21 protein-coding genes are annotated in these 22,441 nt (G+C 36.5%); 12 read left to right on the forward strand and 9 right to left on the reverse strand.

The annotated features are described in order from the left end of the window. Positions 1 to 61: 61 nt before the first annotated feature. From ACGLWY_RS05475 to ACGLWY_RS05500, 6 genes are all read right to left on the reverse strand, one after another. Positions 62 to 1,093, reverse strand: coding sequence for a TlpA family protein disulfide reductase (locus ACGLWY_RS05475; RefSeq protein ID WP_396618669.1), 1,032 nt, complete (start codon positions 1,091 to 1,093; stop codon positions 62 to 64). A gap of 81 nt (positions 1,094 to 1,174) precedes the next feature. Beyond that, on the reverse strand, positions 1,175 to 2,029 hold the full coding sequence (locus ACGLWY_RS05480; RefSeq protein ID WP_396618670.1) for a substrate-binding domain-containing protein: 855 nt from the start codon (positions 2,027 to 2,029) through the stop codon (positions 1,175 to 1,177). A gap of 15 nt (positions 2,030 to 2,044) precedes the next feature. Beyond that, a complete protein-coding gene (locus tag ACGLWY_RS05485) occupies positions 2,045 to 2,911 on the reverse strand; it encodes a nucleoside phosphorylase (protein ID WP_396618671.1) in 867 nt (288 codons plus the stop codon). Then, the gene (locus ACGLWY_RS05490) at positions 2,901 to 3,845 is read right to left on the reverse strand and encodes a DUF1835 domain-containing protein (protein ID WP_396618672.1); all 945 of its coding nucleotides are present in this window, start codon (positions 3,843 to 3,845) and stop codon (positions 2,901 to 2,903) included. Before ACGLWY_RS05490 ends, ACGLWY_RS05485 begins: the two co-directional genes overlap by 11 nt. A gap of 3 nt (positions 3,846 to 3,848) precedes the next feature. Then, positions 3,849 to 4,178 carry a translation initiation factor gene (locus ACGLWY_RS05495; RefSeq protein ID WP_396618673.1) on the reverse strand — a complete coding sequence of 110 codons (330 nt, stop codon included), beginning with the start codon at positions 4,176 to 4,178 and terminating at the stop codon, positions 3,849 to 3,851. Between the two features lie 53 nt (positions 4,179 to 4,231). Then, complete coding sequence (locus ACGLWY_RS05500; protein ID WP_396618674.1) at positions 4,232 to 5,182, reverse strand: isopenicillin N synthase family dioxygenase; 951 nt, start codon at positions 5,180 to 5,182, stop codon at positions 4,232 to 4,234. Positions 5,183 to 5,530: 348 nt separating this feature from the next. Here ACGLWY_RS05500 and ACGLWY_RS05505 point away from each other — a divergent pair, with 348 nt between their 5' ends. From ACGLWY_RS05505 to ACGLWY_RS05515, 3 genes are all read left to right on the forward strand, one after another. Further along, positions 5,531 to 7,534, forward strand: coding sequence for a thiamine pyrophosphate-dependent enzyme (locus ACGLWY_RS05505; protein WP_396619262.1), 2,004 nt, complete (start codon positions 5,531 to 5,533; stop codon positions 7,532 to 7,534). Between the two features lie 144 nt (positions 7,535 to 7,678). Further along, the gene (locus ACGLWY_RS05510; RefSeq protein ID WP_396618675.1) at positions 7,679 to 8,158 is read left to right on the forward strand and encodes an Hsp20/alpha crystallin family protein; all 480 of its coding nucleotides are present in this window, start codon (positions 7,679 to 7,681) and stop codon (positions 8,156 to 8,158) included. An 85-nt stretch (positions 8,159 to 8,243) separates the two neighbouring features. After that, positions 8,244 to 8,687 carry a 3D domain-containing protein gene (locus ACGLWY_RS05515; protein WP_396618676.1) on the forward strand — a complete coding sequence of 148 codons (444 nt, stop codon included), beginning with the start codon at positions 8,244 to 8,246 and terminating at the stop codon, positions 8,685 to 8,687. A 331-nt stretch (positions 8,688 to 9,018) separates the two neighbouring features. Here ACGLWY_RS05515 and ACGLWY_RS05520 read toward each other — a convergent pair whose 3' ends face one another. Beyond that, positions 9,019 to 9,576, reverse strand: a complete 558-nt coding sequence (locus ACGLWY_RS05520; RefSeq protein ID WP_396618677.1) for an ExbD/TolR family protein — start codon at positions 9,574 to 9,576, stop codon at positions 9,019 to 9,021. 357 nt (positions 9,577 to 9,933) lie between these two features. Between ACGLWY_RS05520 and ACGLWY_RS05525 the strand changes: the two genes are divergently transcribed. Further along, the gene (locus ACGLWY_RS05525; protein ID WP_396618678.1) at positions 9,934 to 10,608 is read left to right on the forward strand and encodes a hypothetical protein; all 675 of its coding nucleotides are present in this window, start codon (positions 9,934 to 9,936) and stop codon (positions 10,606 to 10,608) included. A gap of 4 nt (positions 10,609 to 10,612) precedes the next feature. Here the strand turns inward: ACGLWY_RS05525 and mgrA are convergent, their stop codons facing one another. Further along, complete coding sequence (gene mgrA, locus ACGLWY_RS05530; RefSeq protein ID WP_396618679.1) at positions 10,613 to 11,626, reverse strand: L-glyceraldehyde 3-phosphate reductase; 1,014 nt, start codon at positions 11,624 to 11,626, stop codon at positions 10,613 to 10,615. 182 nt (positions 11,627 to 11,808) lie between these two features. On the opposite strand from mgrA, the gene ACGLWY_RS05535 reads away from it, so the two are divergent. The 8 genes from ACGLWY_RS05535 (at position 11,809) to ACGLWY_RS05570 (ending at position 20,453) form a co-directional block, all read left to right on the forward strand. Then, positions 11,809 to 13,362, forward strand: a complete 1,554-nt coding sequence (locus ACGLWY_RS05535; protein WP_396618680.1) for a DEAD/DEAH box helicase — start codon at positions 11,809 to 11,811, stop codon at positions 13,360 to 13,362. Positions 13,363 to 13,861: 499 nt separating this feature from the next. Beyond that, positions 13,862 to 14,980, forward strand: coding sequence for a DEAD/DEAH box helicase (locus ACGLWY_RS05540; protein ID WP_396618681.1), 1,119 nt, complete (start codon positions 13,862 to 13,864; stop codon positions 14,978 to 14,980). Positions 14,981 to 15,006: 26 nt separating this feature from the next. Then, complete coding sequence (locus ACGLWY_RS05545) at positions 15,007 to 15,459, forward strand: cold-shock protein (protein ID WP_117177581.1); 453 nt, start codon at positions 15,007 to 15,009, stop codon at positions 15,457 to 15,459. A gap of 36 nt (positions 15,460 to 15,495) precedes the next feature. Beyond that, positions 15,496 to 16,410, forward strand: a complete 915-nt coding sequence (locus ACGLWY_RS05550; protein ID WP_396618682.1) for a DMT family transporter — start codon at positions 15,496 to 15,498, stop codon at positions 16,408 to 16,410. Beyond that, positions 16,400 to 17,245 (forward strand): DMT family transporter, encoded by an 846-nt coding sequence (locus tag ACGLWY_RS05555; protein ID WP_396618683.1) that lies wholly within the window; start codon positions 16,400 to 16,402, stop codon positions 17,243 to 17,245. The genes ACGLWY_RS05550 and ACGLWY_RS05555 overlap by 11 nt, the downstream gene beginning before the upstream one ends. 432 nt (positions 17,246 to 17,677) lie before the next feature. Then, on the forward strand, positions 17,678 to 18,682 hold the full coding sequence (locus tag ACGLWY_RS05560) for a glycosyltransferase family 9 protein (RefSeq protein WP_396618684.1): 1,005 nt from the start codon (positions 17,678 to 17,680) through the stop codon (positions 18,680 to 18,682). A gap of 476 nt (positions 18,683 to 19,158) precedes the next feature. Continuing rightward, positions 19,159 to 19,704, forward strand: a complete 546-nt coding sequence (locus ACGLWY_RS05565) for a DUF4251 domain-containing protein (RefSeq protein ID WP_396618685.1) — start codon at positions 19,159 to 19,161, stop codon at positions 19,702 to 19,704. Positions 19,705 to 19,823: 119 nt separating this feature from the next. After that, positions 19,824 to 20,453: a hypothetical protein gene (locus tag ACGLWY_RS05570; protein ID WP_396618686.1), complete on the forward strand. Its 630-nt coding sequence runs from the start codon at positions 19,824 to 19,826 to the stop codon at positions 20,451 to 20,453. A 270-nt stretch (positions 20,454 to 20,723) separates the two neighbouring features. Here ACGLWY_RS05570 and ACGLWY_RS05575 read toward each other — a convergent pair whose 3' ends face one another. Next, positions 20,724 to 22,091: a right-handed parallel beta-helix repeat-containing protein gene (locus ACGLWY_RS05575; RefSeq protein WP_396618687.1), complete on the reverse strand. Its 1,368-nt coding sequence runs from the start codon at positions 22,089 to 22,091 to the stop codon at positions 20,724 to 20,726. Positions 22,092 to 22,441 lie beyond the last annotated feature (350 nt).

A 22,441-nucleotide genomic window follows, 5' to 3' on the forward strand; every position in this document is an offset into this window, starting at 1 on the left:
ATCTAAAAACCACAAATACAAAACGATTCATGTATTTGTGGCTGGATTCTAATTTAGTATTTTAAATATTCAATGATGTAAACAGTTCCGTTAATTCAGGACTAGAAGGTCTGGGAGCATCGGGAGTTACTATATTACCATTGGGGTCTATTAAAATAAACCTAGGAATCCCTTTGATTTTATAATCCATAACAAATTGTGATAGCCACCCGTTTGGTGCAAATAACTGTACACCGCTTAATTCTTTATCAGCTATCATGGCTTTCCAATCTTCACGGGCCTTATCCCACGAACCGCCGTGACTTCTATCGTCATCAATAGATAAACTAACAAATTGAATGTTCTTATCGTGATATTGTTTTTCTAAAGCTTTTAAGGAAGGAACCTCAGCCTTACAAGGACCACACCAAGTTGCCCAAACATCTATATAAACATATTTTCCCTTTAAATCGGACAATGAGGTCGTGCCACCATTGTAGTTTTCATACTTATCAAAAGCAGGGGATGGCGTGCCTTTTGATAATTCTGTTTTTAGTGCTATAGACTCTGCTAAATATCCCTTGTAATAATTTAACATAGGGTCTAGGTTTTTTGACAAATTATTGATTATAGAGGTGTCTATGTCTTTGTTAGCCTCATAAAATTCGGTTAGTTTGGTTTTTATTTCGCCAAATCTTGATTCTAACCCAGTCATATCCAAATGGCCTAATGCGTCTAAATCTAAAAGCTCGTCTTGCATTAAATTATTTTTAGCCAAAAAGTTACTGTGTTCTGCACCAGTTCCTGAGTATTTTACAGTTTCATCAAATTCTTTCGTATCTAAAGTCACAGTAATGTCGAAACCATTTTTTAAAAACATATATGTAGTTTCGGTGCCATCATAAAAGTTATAAACACCAGTTTCAACTTTTAGGGTATCACTAAAAGTACCATCGGTATTTACTTTTATGGTTTTGGAAAATGTACGTGATCTTACTACAACCGAATCACTGTTTTTATCAATGATTTTACCCGATAATGTAACGTAATCTTTAGGTTCTTGTTTACATGCTATTATGGCAATGGCAGTAGTTAGTAAAAGTAATTTTTTCATGTATCTGTCTTAAGTATTTAATCCCAAAAATAAATATTTAATAATTTTTTAAACTAAGTTTTGTTAAACATTAACATTTCCCTAAAGTTTATAAGTCAGTTTTTCATAAGAAACAATTTCAGGAATAATATTTAATACATGTAATTCCTTTTGAATAGTGGCAACAGTTGTTTTGTCGATTAAACTTTGGGACCATTCGGTAATACCTAACCATTCTTGCACATCTTGTAATTGTTGTCCGTAACGATTTGCAATGGTTCGGTCTATGCTCGGTATGTCCTTAAATTCTAAAGTGGTATTATTTATAATTCTTAAAATGGTTTTTAAATCTTCTTTGTTAGATTCAATAAAATCTTCCCTAACAGCTATTACAAAACAAGGCCACGGTGTTGGGCAGTTGCCTATACTTCTAAACGTGCCATTATCGACCAGTGGTTTGGTGGTGTATTTCTCCCACATAAAATAATCGGCAGTACCGTTGGTTAAGCCTTTAATAGCACCGTTTAAATCGTTAACGACTTCAAAATCCAAGTGTTTTTTTAAATCCCAACCATTATTTTCAGCATTAATATAGGCCATTAAATGCGACCCCGAACCATATCTGCTTATGGCCGCTTTTGTTCCTTTTAAATCTTCAATGGTCTTATATGGTGCATTTTTACCAACATGAATCCCCCAATTTAAAGGTGTTTGCACAAAAGTTTGTACTATTTTGCTAGGGTTTCCGTCTATAATGTCTTTAATAATTCCTTCAGTAAGTATTACAGCAATATCGATGTCTTTATTACGGAGAGCTTTACACATAGCACCCGTGCCTTCTGGACAATCTTGCCAACGTAAATGGATCCCCTCGTCTTTATATTCACCGTTTTTTAAAGTTAAATACCAAGCCAAATTAAAATGTTCAGGTACGCCACCAATAGTTACTTGCTTCATGAAATGAATGGTTTATTAAAAGATTTTATTCAGGGTATAAGTTATGAGATTTTCTACGGATTTTAATGGATTCTCACTAAAAGTACCATGGGCTCTATTAGCAATAATGGCATTTAACGATAGGGCATGATGCCCTAAAAGTTTTGATAGCCCATAAATAGCAGAAGTTTCCATTTCTAGGTTTGTAATGCGAATGCCTTTAAAATTGAAGCTATCCATCTTGTTATTTAAATCGGCATCCTGTAAAGGCAATCGTAATACCCGTCCTTGAGGGCCATAAAAACCACCTGCTGTTGCTGTTAGACCTTTAAAAACTGTATCGCTTTCTAATTTACGCTCTAACAGTTTGCTATTATTAATAACAATGGGGCGTGATTTGTTTTTATGCCAATGGCAGTGCTTAATAAAAGCGTCTTCAATATCAGGATTGCTTATGCCGTTTATTTGATACGCATGCAGCATGCCGTTAAGATCTAGAGCATGCGTACTTAAAAGAAAAGAATCAACAGGGATGTCTTTTTGCAAAGAGCCCGACGTACCAATTCTAATAATATTAAGACTGGTAAGAATTTCTTTTTGGGTTCTTGTTTTAAGGTCGATATTGAAAAGGGCGTCTAATTCGTTTAAAACAATATCAATATTATCTGGTCCGATACCCGTTGATATCACCGAAATACGGTTGCCTTTAAAAGTTCCTGTATGGGTTTTAAACTCGCGTTTTTGTATTTTGAACTCTATGTTGTCAAAGTGTTTTGAAACTTGCTCAACCCTGTTTTGGTCGCCCACAAAAATGATGGTTTTGGCAATATGTTCAGGCTTTAAGTTTAAATGGTAAACACTACCATTTGGATTTAATATAAGTTCTGAAGCTTTAACTGACATTATAAACGGTTTTTATTAATTTGTTTTCTTTCTTATTGAATTGAAAATCGAACTTACTAATGCCGCCAAACACCATATTGTTATTAATTTCTTTAGCAAAATTATGTTGTCCAAGCAATGCTTCATGTCCCTTTCTGTTTAATTTGATACGGTTTTCTTCTTCTTCTGTAAAAAAGATGCTTAGTTTTTCTATAATTCTAGAAACCTGTAAATCACCATAGCCGTAATATCCTTGGTAATTAAGCGCATAGCCCAATAGATGGTGTTTGGATTTTATGGCAGTGTTTTTAACGATTTCCAAAATATTGCGTTCCATAACATTGAGCCCGTCCTTGGTTTCGGGAAATCGCTCCAAATGCGCTTTTAGGCAATTACTTAAATACTTGAAAGACGACTTTTTTACAATAAAAGGCTTAAGCAAATTATGGTCTTTACCGCAGTAAATACTCCACGCTGTAGTCGCTATATCAATATCTTCTGGCAGCAATTTGACTTTATCCATATAATGCTTTAATAACTCACCAGCATTAAGTTCTGCTAAACCTTTTAAATTTTTGTTTCTTTCTACTTTACCGCTGCAAACCAAATAGAGTGGTAGTTTGATCTTTTTTTGTTGAATCAGGCTTATAACAGCGATCATGTTGATGTGGCAAAACAAATCGTATTCAAACCACAGGATTATTTCTGAATAATTTTCTGAATGGTTCAGCTTATCTAACTCCTGTTTGATTTCAGATGTTACTAAATCAATATCATAAAAAGTACTGAAAAAGTCTTTTCTAAGCTTTAAAAATTCATCTGAATACACCTGTTCTACAGTGGGACCTTCACAAAGCATTTCTTGCCAAGTAAGTATCTCCCCTTCAACATTTAGCTCATTGAGGCGGTTGGTTAAAACGGAACCATTGGAAATATGAAGCGGGAGCTTGTTCATAAATTAGCCGCCAACACGTTTTACGTTAAATCCTTTGTCTTTTAGCATTTTCATGATTTTATCACGATAGTCGCCTTGAATAATAATTTTATCGTCTTTAAAACTACCACCAACACTTAGTTTGGTTTTTATTTCTTTTGCTAAAATTTTAAAGTCTTCGGTAGCGCCGGTGTAACCCTCTAAAATAGTAATGGGTTTGCCTTTGCGTTTTTCGTATTTACAAATAATAGGATCATCTTGCATCCATATTTTTGATGTGCTTTCAGAATCCTCTATAGATTCTTCCTGGATGTGATCTGGGAACAGGTTTTTTAATTGATCTTGTAAATCCATCGTAATTAGTTAACAGTTTTCAGTTTTAGTCGGCAGAAAATTTGTTAGAGGTTTTATTTTTTAATTAACCCCAGTTCTATCAAACGCTCATTCAAAAATTCACCCGCTGTAATATCATCAAAAGCTTTCGGATGAGTCTCATCTATACAACCTTCTAAAACATCCAATTTCATAGCGCTTATGGGGTGCATGAAAAATGGAATGGAGTAACGCGACGTACCCCAAAGTTCGCGAGGCGGATTGATAACACGGTGTATGGTAGATTTCAGTTTGTTGTTCGTGTGCCTCGATAGCATATCGCCAACGTTGATCATCAATTCATCGGGTTCTGCAATGGCATCAATCCATTCCCCTTTATGGTTTTGCACCTGCAAGCCACGACCTTGCGCCCCCATGAGTAAGGTAATTAAATTGATATCACCATGGGCTGCTGCACGAACCGCTTCTTTAGGCTCTTCGGTGATTGGAGGGTAATGTATGGGTCTTAATATCGAATTGCCATTATGTATGTAATCATCAAAATAGGTTTCTTCCAAACCTAGATGTAAAGCCAATGCACGTAAAACATATTTGGCTGTTTTCTCAAGCATTTTATAAGCTTCCTTGCCTACTTTATTAAATTCAGGGAGTTCCTCAACGATGACGTTTGCAGGATAGTCTGCTTCTAGTTTAGGGTTGTCCTCAACATACTGCCCAAAGTGCCAGAACTCCTTTAAATCGCCTTCTTTTTTGCCCTTTGCACTCTCTTTTCCAAACGACACATAGCCACGTTGGCCACCAATACCTGGGATTTCATATTTCTGTTTGGTTTCAATAGGTAAATTGAAAAAATTCTTTACTTCACTATATAAGGTATCGACTAAGGCATCATTTAAAAAATGGCCTTTTAGTGCTACAAACCCAATGTCTTCATAGGCTTTCCCTATGGCATCTACAAATTTTTGTTTTCTAACAGCGTCTCCCGATATAAAATCACTTAAATCGACACTTGGTATCACATTCATGAGGAATTGTTTAATTTGTTCTATAACAAATGTACAAAAACATTGTAAAGATTTACGCAATATCATTCAGATTACTTTATAAATCAATTGGTCTTTTTATGGTATATTTGGTTCTATTAAACGAACCCGTTCTGACTTTTTTTGATTGAAGCGAAAATGCCCTCTGCGCAAGCTGGCTCGTTCGCTAAAATAACCCACAGGGTTATTTTATACGCTCCGTCCTTTTCCAGATTTTAGCTTTTTAGCACTTCATAGCTGCGCTACGGAGTAAAAAAGGTGAAATATGGGGTAAAAAGATCCTTTTGCGGTCAATTAAAAAAAGTCAAGATGAGTTCAATATCTAAATTTATGAGTCATACATCTGCTTCAAATAATATCATTTTCAATACGGATCATCTTGATACCAATATATTATTGGATTTGTACAAAGCTATTTTAAAACCCAGATTGATAGAGGAAAAGATGCTCGTTTTATTACGCCAAGGAAAAATAAGCAAATGGTTTTCTGGGATTGGACAAGAAGCTATTGCTGTTGGTGTCACCTTAGCTTTAAACAGTGAGGAATATATCCTACCCATGCACAGGAATTTAGGAGTGTTTACTGCTCGAAACATACCATTATATAGGTTGTTTGCACAATGGCAAGGTAAAGCTTCGGGCTTTACAAAAGGTAGGGACAGGTCGTTTCATTTTGGAACCCAGGCATATAAAATTGTGGGGATGATTTCCCATTTAGGTCCCCAATTAGGCGTTGCCGATGGGATTGCTTTAGCTTCAAAATTAAAGAATACCAATCAAGTTACGGCTGTTTTTACAGGTGAAGGTGGCACGAGTGAGGGCGATTTTCATGAAGCCTTAAACGTCGCTTCGGTATGGCAATTACCGGTTTTGTTTTGTGTAGAGAATAATGGCTACGGACTCTCAACACCCACAAATGAACAGTATAACTGCCAACACATTGCTGACAAAGGCATTGGTTATGGCATGGAATCACATATTATTGATGGTAACAATATTGTAGAAGTTTATACAAAAGTTAGCGATATTGCCAACAGCGTCCGCAACAACCCCAGACCCGTTTTGCTGGAATTCAAAACTTTTAGAATGCGTGGGCACGAAGAGGCGAGCGGCACTAAGTACGTACCACAGGAGTTGATGGATGCTTGGGCTTTAAAAGACCCTGTTGCAAATTTTGAAACATTTTTGAAGGCAAAAGGTATTTTAACCGAAATCGATGAAGCAGCAATAAAGAACGCTTTTTTAAATGAAATTAATGAACATTTAAATAGCGCTTTTGCGGAAGAAGTCATTGTTCCTGATGAAACTATTGAATTAAATGATGTATATCAAAAATTTGAATATCAAGAAATTACAAACAATTCAGAAGCCAAAGAGATTCGATTTATTGATGCCATTTCCGAAAGTTTAAAACAAAGCATGGCACGTCATCAAGACTTAATTCTTATGGGTCAAGATATTGCCGAATACGGTGGTGCTTTTAAAATAACCGAAGGTTTTGTAGAACAATTTGGAAAAGAACGGGTGCGAAATACACCTATTTGTGAATCGGCAATTATTGAAGCCGCTATGGGGCTATCCATTGCAGGAATGAAAAGCGTGGTTGAAATGCAATTTGCCGATTTTGTTTCTTCTGGTTTCAATCCTGTGGTGAATTATTTGTCTAAATCACATTACCGTTGGGGGCAAAATGCCCATGTGGTTTTAAGAATGCCCTGTGGCGGTGGCGTTGCAGCAGGTCCGTTTCACTCACAAACAAATGAAGCTTGGTTTACCAAAACACCTGGTTTAAAGGTGGTATATCCAGCGTTTCCCTATGACGCAAAGGGCTTATTAAACACCGCTATTAACGATCCCAATCCCGTATTGTTTTTTGAGCATAAAGCTTTGTACAGAAGCATTCGTCAAGAAGTGCCAACCGATTATTATACTTTGCCTTTTGGAAAAGCATCGTTAATTCGAGAAGGCAACGATGTTAGCATTATAAGCTATGGCGCCGCGGTACATTGGGTTTTGGAAACGCTGGACACGAATGCCCATATTCAAGCAGATGTTATCGATTTACGCACGCTTCAACCCTTAGATACCGAAACTATTTATGCGTCAGTCAAGAAAACAGGAAAAGCCATTATTTTACACGAAGACACTTTGTTTGGTGGCATTGCAAGCGATATTTCCGCTTTAATAATGGAACACTGTTTTGAGTATTTGGATGCCCCCGTAAAACGTGTTGGAAGTATAGAAACACCTGTTCCTTTTGCGGCACAATTAGAAGCCCAATATTTACCTAAGAATAGATTTGACATGGCATTAAACGAACTCATTAAATATTAAACGCTTTATTGATTAAATGACTGATTAAATGCGTTTTAATATGAAAAAGTGTCAGTTTTTCTGAAATTTTTTCAGTTTATTTCGATTGGCATTTTATTTGTTTTTAGGGTTGTAAAATTATTGTTTAACTTAAAATATTTAATTATGAGTACTTTAATTCCAACAGTAAAAAAAGACGGTAGAAAGTCAGCAGAATCTAATTTTAATTTACTACCAAGTTTGCCATCTTGGTTTGATGATATACTTGGTAAAGGGTTAGGAACCGAATTTATGTCTAACTTTAATACAGGCATCACTTTGCCAGCAGTAAATGTTATTAATTCAGACAATGAATTTGTAATAGACATGGCGGTTCCCGGGCTTAAAAAATCTGATTTTGAAATCAATATCGATAACAATGTGTTATCCATAGGTGTGGAATCAAAAACAGAAAACAACGAAAACAATGAAAACTACACCCGTAGAGAATTTGGATATTCTTCATTTAAAAGAACATTTACCATTCCAGATTCTGTAAACGCAGATAAGATTTCAGCAGATTATACAGATGGTATTTTAAAAATCCATCTCCCAAAAAGAGAAGAAGCCAAGAGAAAACCTGTGAAACAAATTAAAATTTCTTAAAAAAAAGAGAGCTTCAGTCTCTCTTTTTTTATTGCTATACTCGGATTCGCAGCTAATTTGTATCTTTAAAATCTAAAATGGCCGTATGTACAAAAAGATATCCATAATCTTTTTTTTGCTTTTTTTGCTAAGTTGTAAAAAAGCAAAAATACCTTTTGAAGAAAATTACACTTGGCATGAACTTAAAGTTACGGCATCGGCATATAATTCATTGAAAAACCAAACCGATTCCAATCCTCATATTACCGCATTTGGCGATAGTTTAAAACCTGGACTGAATTATATAGCCGTTTCCAGGGATTTGTACCGAAAAGGCTTAAAACACAATACGCCCGTAAAAATAAAAGGATTTGACAGTATCTTTTTTGTAAAAGACCGTATGCACCCACGTTGGAAAAACAAAATTGATATTTATATGGGGGTCGATGTCAAAGCAGCAAAACAATGGGGCAGAAAAAAGGTCTCCATTTCCTATGGCGTATTGAAACCTATTGATAGTATTAATAAGGCAGTAAACAGTAAACAGTAGACAGTAAACAGTAGACAGTAAACAGTAGACAGTAAACAGTAGACAGTAGACAGTAAACAGTAGACAGTAAACAGTAGACGTAAACAGTAAGCAGTAAACAGTAAGCAGTAGGCAGTAGACAGTAGACAGTAGGCAGTGGGTAAACCAAATATCACTATTTTTAATAATGAAAACTAATTTAAAAACGGTCAACTTTATTTAGGGATTGACAAGTAGAGGATAAGCTGCTATGAAGTTTGTAATTTTGCATTATATCATAACACAAGAAAAAAGCTATAATTAATTTTACTTAAATATAGCTTCTGTTATTTATTGCTTTTATTATGGCGTATTATTTCGTTTCAGCTTCTATAAGCGTAAAAGGATAGGCTTCCCTAACTTTTTTTATTTCTTCATTCGATAAGTTACCTGAAGGCTTTTTGAGTATGTTTTCAGAATATGTGTTTCTTAGTTCGTAATAGGCTTTTGTCAGCTCGTTTTGCACAGCAACGAATTGCTTGTAAGAGGTCTGTGGGCCGTTTTGTAAAGAAACAACAGCTGCTTTCGGATTGTTTGATGCATCCAAGGATTGCTCGCCCGCACAATAGCTACAACTACCATCGCCATTATTGTCTATAAAGTTTTTGGTCAGGTCTTTTAAGGCTTCAATAGAAACGATGTTGTCTTCAACCATGATCTCATCATCATTATTAATGACAATCCGCAAAATATTCCGTTCGTTAACAGGGTTTGTACAATCGATTCCTGGAGGACAGGCTTCGGGCATCACCCGACTAATTCCTTCGTCTGAAGAAATGGTCGCAGTAACCAAAAAGAAGATGAGTAATAAAAATGCAATGTCTGCCATAGAACCTGCATTTACTTCGGGCATTAATTTTGAATGTCTCATGTGTATGGATTTAGATGTTAATGTCATGAATGCCTCACAAAAACAATACCATAAGTATTATACTACTAGGATTTTAAGAGTGATAGAGGATAGAGGATAGACAATAGACAATAGAGGATAGACAATAGAAAATTGTACGCTTACTCTTGCCGTCATTAAGCCGAGCTTAGCAGTAGCCATACGTTAACAGGACAATAAACAATAACCAATAAGAAATAAACAATAGAGAACGGAACGGTTTTTGTTAAATGATTGTAAAATATAGTGGCTTATAAAGGTGTTTTTAAGATAAAAAAATATCTTTGATAATAATTGAGCCATTAATTAGTATAAACCCAAAACTATTTTATAAAACTGATGAAGTTATTTTTATCATTTTTTATGTTATTCACGGTAACGTTTTTTGCTAACTCCCAAATAGATAGTAACAATAAATCTACAGCTATTCCTGCGGTTGAAAGTAAAAAGGAAACCGATGATACCCCTAAGATAACACCTTCACAACCCAATAACACAAACAATACTACTTTTGGAAGTTTAAATGTACCCAATTTATCAACGGGCGTAGAAACACCTAAAAAAAAGTTTTCATTGTTTAGTGAAAAATTCGGGAATCCGGGCGAACTTTACCAAAAGCAACTGGATAAAATAGAGGAAGAATTGAAACCAGAAGGAAATGGAGAATATGCTGGTTTAAAAGAAGATGCATACTGGGGGGATTACAGAACAAAATCAGAATACATAGACATTTCATATAGAGACTACGGACAAGTTGATGGAGATTTTTTAAGAATTTTAGTGGATGATGACATCATAAGATCTCAAGAAGGTTTGACTCAAAATTTTAATGGTTTTAGGTTAAAGTTAAAAGAAGGACTTAACAAAATTGAATTTTATGCAATTAATGAAGGTGCAGTACTTCCAAATACTGCTGAATATAGAATTATAGATAAGTGGAAAAATATTATTACTGGAAAAATATGGGCGTTATCTGCAAATGTAAAAGTCACTATTATTATCGTGAAAGAATAGCTTCTCAATAAACTATCTTATCAATCAACCGCAATTCATCCTCAGTAAAAACCAAGTTATCCAACGCTTTTACATTTTCCTTTAATTGATTGGCAGAACTGGCGCCGATTAAAACCGATGCAACCTGTGGCTGTCTTAAAATCCAAGCAATGGCCATTTGTGATAGTTTTTGACCACGCTCTTGTGCGATAGCGTCCAATAATTGCACTTTCTCCAAGTTACTGGTTACGGTATCGACATTCAAATAGGTTAAATCCCTAGCGGCCCTGGAATCTGTAGGGATGCCTTTTAAGTATTTATCAGTCAGCATACCTTGCGCCAATGGTGAAAAGGCGATGCATCCCACGCCATTTTGCTCTAAAGTATTTAAAAGACCATCTTCAACCCATCTATCAAACATTGAATAACGTGCTTGGTGCAGTATAAATGGTACATTTAAACGCTTTAAAATAGCGGCAGCTTCTTGGGTGTCTTTAGGTTGGTAATTGGAAATACCCACATACAAGGCTTTTCCTTGACGTACCATATCTGCCAATGCGCCCATAGTTTCCTCTAAAGGTGTATCGGGGTCTGGTCTGTGGTGGTAAAAAATATCCACATAGTCTAAGCCCATGCGTTTCAGACTTTGGTCCAAACTCGATATTAAATATTTTCTGGAACCCCAATTGCCATAAGGGCCGGGCCACATATCGTAACCTGCTTTACTGGCTATAAACAATTCATCTCTATAATTTTTGAAATCCTTTTTGAAGATGGTTCCAAAGTTTTCTTCCGCAGAACCATACGGAGGGCCATAATTATTCGCTAAATCAAAATGGGTAATCCCCAAATCGAAAGCGCATCTTAAGACCGCTCTGCCGTTTTGGATGTTATCAACAAATCCGAAATTATGCCATAAACCAAGTGATAGGGCAGGTAGAAGCGCACCGCTTTTTCCGGCTCTATTGTAGCTCATGGTTTCATAGCGTCGTGAATCGGCTAAATATTCTTTTGCTTCAGATTTATCGTTGATTTGCATATTCAAAAAAATTAAGCCCAAATATATAAATTACTTTTTTAGAAAAAGTCTTGTAGGCTATTTGACACTGTTTTTTTATAAGAATCTGTTTAAAATTAAAATTCATGTGAAATTTTATAGCAATCATTCGTCATAAACCCTTTAAAGGTGTTATTTTTGCACGCCTTATATTAAGAGATACGATGTCTATATCAAAAACAGAATTAGAAGAAAGAAAAGCGGGTAAGGATTTATACAGCTACCAAAAGGGAGCTATCAATAAAATTTTTAAAGCTTTTGAGGAATCTCCTGATGATTACCATTTGCTGTACCAATTACCAACAGGTGGGGGTAAAACGGTTATATTTTCAGAAATTGTAAGACAGTACCTTAAACACCACAAAAAGAAGGTATTGGTCATGACGCACCGTATCGAGTTGTGCAAGCAGACTTCGAACATGCTTACCGAGTTTGAAGTTGTAAACAAGGTCATTGATAGTAAAGCCGATTTAAGCGATCAAGGCAATTACAGTTGCTTTGTTGCTATGGTTGAAACCTTAAATAACAGGCTAAACGACGATAAACTGGATATTTCCGATATCGGTTTGGTTATCATTGATGAGGCACATTACAATTCATTTACCAAATTATTTAAGTTTTTCAGTCAGTCGTTCATTTTAGGGGTTACCGCAACACCACTAAGTTCGAGTATCGAATTACCTATGACCGATAATTACGATGAGTTGATTGTTGGGGAAAGCATCGAATCGCTTATTGCAAACGGGTTTTTGGCACGCGCCGAAATGTTTACCTATAACGTAGGTTTAACCTCGTTGGTGGTTGGTGCGAACGGTGATTACACAGTTAAATCATCGGAAGACCTGTATACGGATAACGATATGCTTACCAAGCTATTACATGCTTACGAAGAACGTTCTAAAGGCAAAAAAACCCTGATTTTCAATAATGGTATCAATACGTCTTTACACGTTTACGATACCTTTAGAAGGGCTGGGTATCCTGTAGCGCATCTTGACAATACCAACAGCAAAAAAGAGCGTGCCATGATTCTTAAATGGTTTAAGAAAACACCAGATGCCATATTAACATCGGTGAGTATTTTAACCACTGGCTTCGATGAGCCAACCGTAGACAGTATTATTTTAAACCGTGCGACCAAATCGTTAACCCTTTATTACCAAATGATTGGTCGTGGTTCCCGTATCTTAAAAAACAAAAAGACTTTTAGCGTTATCGATTTAGGAAACAACTTTCACCGTTTCGGACCTTGGGGCGATAATCTAGATTGGCAACGCATCTTTAGATCACCCAATTATTATTTGGATTCCATTTTAAGTGATGAAGACCTTGAAAGCAACTTTAGGTATGAAATGCCCGATGAATTGCGTGCTGAGTTTTCAAAATCAAAAGAAGTGTATTTCGATATTCAAAAAACCTATGTGGATTCCATTAGAAATGGCGAAACTTCAAAAGTGGTTTTAGAGCGTTCCATCGAGCAGCATGCCAAAATCTGTATAGAGAATAGCGAAGATGTGTACGATGCTTTAGGCTTGGCTAAAATGCTGGGTGATGATATTGATTTTAGAATTCAGCGTTATACCAAATGCATCAGCAAGAGCACTTTTAATTTTGTTGAATGGCTAAAGGATGATTACAGAAAAAAACTAAACTCTTATTTACGTGCCAATTTCGACGCTGTTTTTGAGAGTATTCATGGGTATCTGCCAGAGGATTAGTGGAGGAGTGAAGTAGTGAAGTAGTTAAGGAGTTAAGTAGTTGAGTAGTTGAGGAGTCCACCTTGAACAACTCATGACTTTAACAACTTTAGGCGCTTTAGATACTGTTAGACACTCTAGGTACTTTATACAAGATATTTTTGAAAGCATTCATGGATATTCCTTAGAAGATTAGATGGTTGTTGAGTTATGAATTATGAGTTTATTGAAATGGAAGTGAAAAAATAATAGCTCAATTACCCACCTCTTAAACCCCTCAACTCCTAACTACTTCACTACTTAACTCCTCAAAAAGGAAGTGTGTATTGCTAAAAGTGCTTTCGATTCTTTCATTATTTTACATATACAGTATCTTTTTAAACGCAACTCCTAAACTCCTAAACCCCTACACTCCTCCACTACTAAACTCCTCCACTACTAAACAACAACAATAATAACCACCATATAATTACCCCATCCTTAAAATAAGGCGTATCTTTGCAAAATCGTAAAAATAAGTATGCCAACATTTTCAGATTTAGGGGTTCACAAGGACTTTATAAAAGCTCTTAAGGAATTAGATATAAAAACCCCAACCGATATACAGGAACAAACCATCCCTGTACTATTAGAAGCTCCAACCGATTTTATAGGATTAGCTCAAACTGGCACTGGTAAAACGGCTGCGTATGGCTTACCGATCCTGCATCACATAGACACGTCCGTTAACCATGTGCAAGCGTTGATATTAGCGCCGACACGCGAATTGGTTCAGCAAATAAAGAAGCAGCTTTTCAAGTTCACCAAATATTCCGAAGACAACATATTTGCAGAGGGTGTTTACGGAGGTGAAAAGATAGACAAACAAATTTCAGCCTTAAGAAGAACTACCCATATTGTTATTGCAACCCCGGGACGTTTATTGGATTTAATAGAGCGCGACCACGTTAACATTAAACATGTTAAAACCCTCGTGTTGGATGAAGCTGACGAAATGCTGAGTATGGGTTTTAAAGAAGATTTAAATAAAATACTCAAATATAACACAGGCCAACGCCAAACATGGTTATTTTCTGCAACCATGCCTGAGGAAATTCAGCGGATTATTAAAACCTATATGTCACCAAAAGCGGTTAGGGTAGAAGTAAATAAAGCGGATTTGGTAAACGCCAACATCACCCATCAGTATATTTCAACAAATATTAAAGAAAAATTCAATATCTTAGTAACATTGTTAGGTAGAAGAAAGGACGAACGTGGTATTATTTTTTGCAGAACAAAGGCTGGCACTAAAGATTTAACCGAAAAATTGCAAGACGAAGGCTTTTCAGTAGGTGCATTGGAAGGCGATATGCAACAAAAGGAACGCGATAAGGCCATGCGTGCTTTTAAAAATGGTTCGTTACAGATTCTAATTTCTACCGATGTATCTGCAAGAGGTATTGATGTCGATAATTTATCATTTGTTATTCACCACCAACTTCCAGAACAATTAGAATATTACACACACCGCAGTGGCAGAACGGCACGCGCAGGAAAGAAAGGGCATTCCATAGCATTGATAATCCCTGGGGAATTACATAAAATACACGATATTCAAAAGGCTTTGAATATTCAAATAAAAGAAATAATCATATAATTAATTTAAACCTGTTAACATAAACAATGGCAAAATCACAAGTAACTTTTAACAAGATTGAAAAAGAAAAGAAGCGCTTAAAAAAACGAGAAGATAAGCAAAAGAAAAAAGAGGCTCGTAAAGCAGAGGCAAAAGATAACCCACAGGGTATTCAGTTTGCTTATGTAGATTATAATGGTAATTTAACCGATACGCCACCAGACCCTAATTTAAAAGTTAAGGTAGATGCTGAAAGTATTGAACTGGGGATTCCAAAGAAAGAAGATAGAGGCGAAGAGGAACCAACAGGAAAAGAAGGTAAAGTATCATTTTTTGACACCTCAAAAGGCTTCGGATTTATTCTTGACAGTATCAATCAAGAAAAATATTTCGTGCACGTAAGTGGTCTGTTAGAACCTATTAAGGAAAACGATCGGGTATCTTACGAACTGGAACGCGGCCAAAAAGGTATGAATGCGGTTCGGGTAAAAAAGATTTAACAGATTTCATCATCATATAGTATATTTTAAGAATTTATGAGTGTACCTCGTAAAACTATACTCATTCTATTGGCTTTTATTGCCATTTATGTTATTTGGGGTTCTACCTATTTGCTTAATAAAATTGTGGTTACGGAAGTAGCACCATTATATTTGGCGTCCATTCGTTTTACTGTAGCATCTATTCTTATGTTCAGTATTGCCAAAGCCATGAAGCTTCAATTAGCCATTAGCAAGCAGCAATTTTTAAACAATGTATTTGCGGGTTTTTTATTCCTTGTGTATGGCAATGGGATGTTTGTATGGGCTCTTAAATATGTGGATAGCGGATTTGGTGCGTTGGAAGCCTCCATTCAACCATTAATGGTTTTAGTGATGATGCGTATGGTCGATGGGAAGAAAATCCAAAGAAAGTCCATAATAGGTATTGCACTAGGTGTTATTGGGATGTACCTATTGGTAAGCCAAGACCAAATCGTCTTTCAAGAGCATAGTTTAATAGGGATCATCATGATATTTACCTGCGTGATTAGTTGGAGTTGGGGCAGCTTGTTTGTAGCAAGAGCCGAATTAGCTCCCAATTACTTCGTAAATACGGCTTACCAAATGCTGAGTTCCGGCATACTGCTTTCTATAATTAGTTTGTCGCTTGGCGAAGTGTGGTTGTCTCCTGTACATTGGAGTCCTTCTGCACAAGGGTCTATGGTGCTTCTTATCATATTTGGAAGTGTTATCGCGTTTACCGCCTTTAATTACTTGCTTAAGGAAGTTTCTACTGAAAAAGTCTCTACATCGGCATATGTGAATCCCGTCATTGCTCTAATTTTAGGCTGGTATATTTTAGACGAACAGATCACAGAACAATCCATAGTTGCTGCTATTATTTTGTTAACAGGGGTGTATTTTATAAACTCAAAACGTATCATCAGACCGCGGTTATATGGACGTTAAGCAGGCTATAAAATTCATGATTTTAAGTACCATGGCGTTTGCGTGTATGAATGCCGTAGTGAAGTACCTAGGCAATGTGAACACCTTTCAAATCGTGTTTTTCAGGTCGTTGGGCTCACTCTTTTTCACCTTCGGATACCTTATAAAAAACAAAATACCATTTATTGGCAATAAAAATAAACTCTTAATATTAAGGTCGTTAACAGGCGCTACTTCTATGATATTATTCTTCATGTCCGTGAAGTATTTATCGGTTGGTACCGCCGTGTCATTACGTTATACAGCGCCTATTTTTGCTGCCATTTTCGCCATTTTTATTCTTAAGGAACGGGTTAAACTTGTACAATGGGTGTTTTTTATCGTCTCCTTTATAGGGGTTTTGGTTTTAAAAGGCCTTGATAGTCAGATCGACTCCTTTGGTTTATTGTTGGTTTTAACTGCAGCCATATTGAGTGGTTTGGTTTATATCATAATTAACAAAATAGGGCAGAGCGAGCACCCCGTGGTGGTGGTTAACTATTTTATGTTTACCGCCATGGTTTTGGGTGGCGTGCTTTCCATAGGGCATTGGGTCACACCAACGGGTGTGGAATGGCCTTTGCTGCTTAGCCTTGGGGTCTTTGGTTATTTTGGGCAGATTTACATGACGAAAGCCTTCCAAACGGCATCAACCACTATTATTGCGCCTTTAAAGTATGTAGAAGTTGTTTTTTCATTATTGCTAGGCGTCGCTTTATTTAATGAGGTCTATACCTTCTGGAGTTTGTTTGGTATGGTTTTAATTATAAGTGGCTTGGTTTTAAATGTGTGGTATAAAGGCCGATTAAAGCAGTGAAAGTGATTAGTGATTAGTGATTAGTGATTAGTGATTAATAAAATTAAGCAATATAAGGAGCCGTCAATAGTAAATAGTCATAGCCAATAATGCCCGCCTATGTCAGTCTGAGCTTGTAGTAGCCATTAGCCATTAGTCATTAGCCATTAGTCATTAGTTGATGGTTGTTAACGATTCAACAATTAAACGGTTCAACAATAAACAACTATGTCGGTAATAGGACTTCAACAAGTTCAGTCTGACAAACTAAACGTCATTTTACATTGCTTTTTTTAGAATAAAAATGACACCTCAATGTGACACACTTCATTTTTATCATGTACCCATAAATTAAGCATTAAAATTTGTAATTTGCGAGCCTTAAAAAACCAGTTAAATTCAAAGTGAACTATGGGGTTTAAACAAAGCATCAATCGAGTAAGAAGACGATTCATGCATCGAATAACCAAAAGTGTTGGCAGTTCTTATGCAGAGCCAACCATCAAACCAGGACAAGTAATAGACATTAAAAAAGTATTGATAATCCGCCCTAATCACAGGTTAGGCAATCAATTACTGCTAACGCCATTGGTACAGGAGGTCATAAACACCTTTCCCGATTGCAAAATCGACTTGTTCGTAAAAGGCGGTGTTGCGTACCCAGTGTTTGAAAACTACAAGCATATTAACAAGATCATTCAATTACCCAGAAAACCTTTCAGTAATTTATTAAAGTATGCTGGTGTGTGGGTATCCATTAAAAGCAAAAAGTACGATTTAGTCATTAACGGTGATAAAAACTCATCTTCAGGACGTTTGTTGACTTTAATTGCCAACGCACCATTTAAAGTTTTTGGTGATGTTAATGAAGCCATCCAAAAGCAGTACCCCGATCATAAGCATATTTCAAAATCCCCCATTTATAATTTACGCCACTATCTAACAAAACTGGGGGTTCCCAACAACGAGCGTCCGGTGCCTGTGTTGGACATAAAACTGAGTGCCGCTGAATTAGCCAAGGGCAAGGACATTTTAGATGGTATTGTTAAAAACGACAAAAAAACCATTTGTATTTACACCAATGCCACGGGCGATAAATGCTATTCCGAAACATGGTGGGAGGCCTTTTATGCCCGTTTACAAGAGGCCTTTCCTATTTATAATATAATAGAAATGTTGCCTATTGAGAACATTTCAAAAATCAACTTTAAAGCGCCTCATTTTTACAGTAAAGATATCCGCGAAATGGGGGCTATTATAAAAAATACGTCGGTGTTTATTGCTGCCGATAATGGTGTTATGCATTTAGCTAGTGCGTCGCTAACACCAACAGTGGGGTTCTTTTCGGTGACAAGACCAGAGGTTTACGAACCTTATGGCAATGGGAGTTTTGCTTTAAACACCAATGAAACTGCTTTGGAAGATTGGATAAAGGCAATTGATGCTTTGTTGAAATAGATTCGTGATTCGTGATTCGTGATTAGTGATTAACAAAATATTCAGCAGTCAATTCAACGAATAAATAACAAAAAATATATAGTTATCAAATTGGTTTTATGGAACAAGTTTGTCAAGCTGAGCCTGTCGAAGCTATATGAAGGAAGTTCTCGGCAATAGGACTTCGACTGCGCTCAGTCTGACAGGGGAACTGCTAATTGATTAATGATTAGTGATTAATGATTAATGATAAACAAAATAGGCAGTAGTCAATTCAACGATTAAACAATTCAACGATTCAACAAATAAACGAATCAACAATTCAACGATTCAACAAATAAACAACAATCAATATCAGGATAATCAAAACTTTTTAACGTTTTGTTATTAGCCAGATTTATAAGTATTTAGTATCTTAGAGCATGATGGTTAGTGATTAACGATTAATAAAATAGGTCGTAGTCAATTCAACGATTCAACAATTCAACGATTCAACAATGAAATCCATTTATTTACTTATAGGGTTGTTCATCATAGCGACCACATCTTGTAAGTCGTCCAAATCTACTGCAAGTCAGACAGAGATAGATGCTTTGCATTCGATGGTAACAAACAAACAATTCCGCATTGAGTCCGATTGGGCATATCCACAGGTCACTAACGCCATGCAACAAGTGTTAAGTTCAGGCTTGTTACAACCTGGTAGTGCCGCAGGTGGTATTAATTTAATAGGGAATTCTAACTTTTTACGTATTTCTGGAGACAGTATCACGTCCTATTTGCCTTATTATGGCGAACGCCAAATGCAGGTAGCCTATGGTGGTGGCGATAGTGCCATAGAGTTTAAAGGTTTGGTTGAAAACTATAAGGCGGTACAAAACGACGATCATAGCTATACGATAAGCTTTGAAGCTAAAAGCAACTCCGAAAACTTTAATGTTTTTATCCGGCTAAATCCTAAATTAAATAGCGATATGTCAGTGAATGGGATGTCTCGAAATATCATTAGATATTCTGGTGTAGTCATGCCGATTAAGGAGTAAGCACTAAGCAGTTCGTCGATATTTTGACATTTTAACGAGAATTTTTATAGTTCACATGATTTTTTAGGTGGCACTTGTATAATTATTTAGTTTTGAACCGATTAAATGATACCACACCCATGAAAAATCTAATAACCTGTTTTTGTTTTATTATTCTAGTAAGCGCGTTTCAAACACTTAATGCACAGGAATTTGCGAGTATTTTAGACGATGTTCCTCAAAACCATAAGAAACAAAACCCCATTTATAATTTTTCTGAAAAGGAATTAACAAATACGGCAACAGTTCCGGATTTCGATACCAAGCCCAATAAACTTAAAATATCGGGGACTATTTTTCATGCTGATGGCAAAACACCTGCTAAGGATGTGGTGCTTTTTATTTACCAACCCGATGAGGATGGGAATTATGAAATTAAAAGGGATAGCAACCGACACCGCTATGTGTACCACCGCGCTTGGATAAAAACCGATGCCGATGGTCGTTACACCTTTTATACCTTTATGCCGGGTAAATATTTACACACCAAAGAGTTAAAGCAAATCCACCGTGTGATTAAAGAACCAGGAAAGGCTGAATATGATTTGGCTTCCTTCTTTTTTAATGACGATCCATTGATACCGGACCTGACGTTGGCATGTCGTGCCAAAGCGGTACAAAGCATGTTGAGGTTAGAGAAAGAAGGCGATATGTATGTGGCGACCAAGGATATTAAACTGACCAAAGACTTGCCTGTTTACGAACAATAAATTAGGGTGATGGGTTCAAGGTTTTGGGTTCAGGGTTCAGGGTTTTGGGTTCTAGGTTTTTCAACTCATAAACAAATCAACGAAGATTAACGATTAACGATTTACGATTTTAGATTTACGATTTGCGCACTCAAACTGACAAAGTTCTCGATACAATTTTCTCATGCTTCGAAAATCGAACTGATGAGCTGGGTTCTGTTTTTTTGTGCTCTCAACTCATAACTCATAACTTTAATTTTCAGGTTCAAGGTTTATCAACTCATAAACATCTTACCAACCATCTAGCACGCATTGCATGGTGTAGGGCGTACTTGTAGATAGTGGTAAATCTTCCAAGGAATCTCCTAAATAGTTTCCACTAGCGTAACCCGTAGCATTTTTAAAACGATACGACCAGCAAAATCTTAGTTCAGGATGTGCGTCCGAATACGTCACCAAGTTATCTACCAACGTCACATTCTTAAAATCACTAAATGCTACAAAGTACCCAAGAAACTTGTTGCGGCGTACATCGGCATCCGAACTCTTGTACATGTACATCCCACAATTATTAAATACATTTTCATGTACATAGGTTATTTTACTATGTCCTTTATCGCCTCCGCTGGAATACTGTATATAGCCTAATCGTCCATTTACCGAACCTGAAGTCATGGTTACGGTGTTTTTTGCTATGATATTGTGGGTTTTATGCCAACTGACTATAGGCCCATCTATATAGGTATTCCCTGAACCCTGTTCCATGGTGTTATCTAAAATATAGACACCCTCGCCTGTAGCGTTTACAATATCACCACCTTTATTATGATGAAAGTAATTGTTATGGATCAAAATATCTTCATCCACACGCCCCGGGCCTTCAATGTCAATTCCGAATTGCGGACTCGTGCCATTGATATGATGGATTTCATTATCAGCAATTTTAATACGCACACCGCCCACTATAGAGATCCCTTGACGCCTGTTGTTGTATATGGTATTGTTTGTAAACGTCACATCATTAGAATCCAGCACTAAAGAGCCATCGCCAGTTGCATCATATATTTGCATGTTATCAATGAGCACATTATTATTTCCCCACACGCAAATACCATGGCCTTCATCATGCGCCGTGCCGCCATCACTACGAGGTGTGTAACTATGCGTATCGCGGTCGCCCTTAATAACACCATCTCTAACGATTATATGGTCACCATTCAATTTTAGAACGCAATAGTTCCATTTATCATTGGTTGCAATTTCTAGAACAGCGCCTGCACTAAATACAAACTCGGTATTACCATGAATCTCAATACCGCCTTGGTAGGCATCGTTTACATCTTCACCCACCAAATAATGCCCCTCTGGTAATGTGATACGGGTATAACCTTCGGTATGCGCCCAATCTATGGCTGCCTGTAAGTTAGTCGTGGTTTTAATGGCGTTGGTGCTATTATTGGGGATGTCCCATTGGTTGACATCAATGGTGTAGGCTTTTGTATTGGACATACTAGGCAATTGCACATCAAAAAGTATTTCTGGTAATTCTCCTAAATCTAAATCTTCGGTATTGGTGCCAGTCTCGGTACCGATGGTGGGACCTTCTATATCTTCATTTAAATCTTTATTGTTACAAGCGCTAAACGTAAAAAGCAGCAAAAGAGTAGGTAGTAGGGGTATGTTTTCATGAAATATATTGAACGCGTTTTTTTATCTTCTTTATATACGAGATATTGTTGGGTTTGGTTTAGGACAGACTTCTTAGACTTCTTAGATTTTTAGACTTTTTAGATTGTTGGATTGGGGAGCTGGGTTCTGTTTTTTTTGTACTCATAACTCATAACTCATAACTTTTAACTCATAACTTTAATTTTTGGGTTCAAGGTTTTTTTACTAATAAACTAATAAACTCATAAACAAATCAACAAATCAACAAATCAACGAAGATTAACGATTTTTGATTTACGATTTACGCACTCGAATTGACAAGGTTCTCGATACAATTTTCT

It is taken from the genome of Mariniflexile sp. HMF6888, assembly GCF_044335535.1.
Taxonomy (GTDB): Bacteria; Bacteroidota; Bacteroidia; order Flavobacteriales; family Flavobacteriaceae; genus Mariniflexile.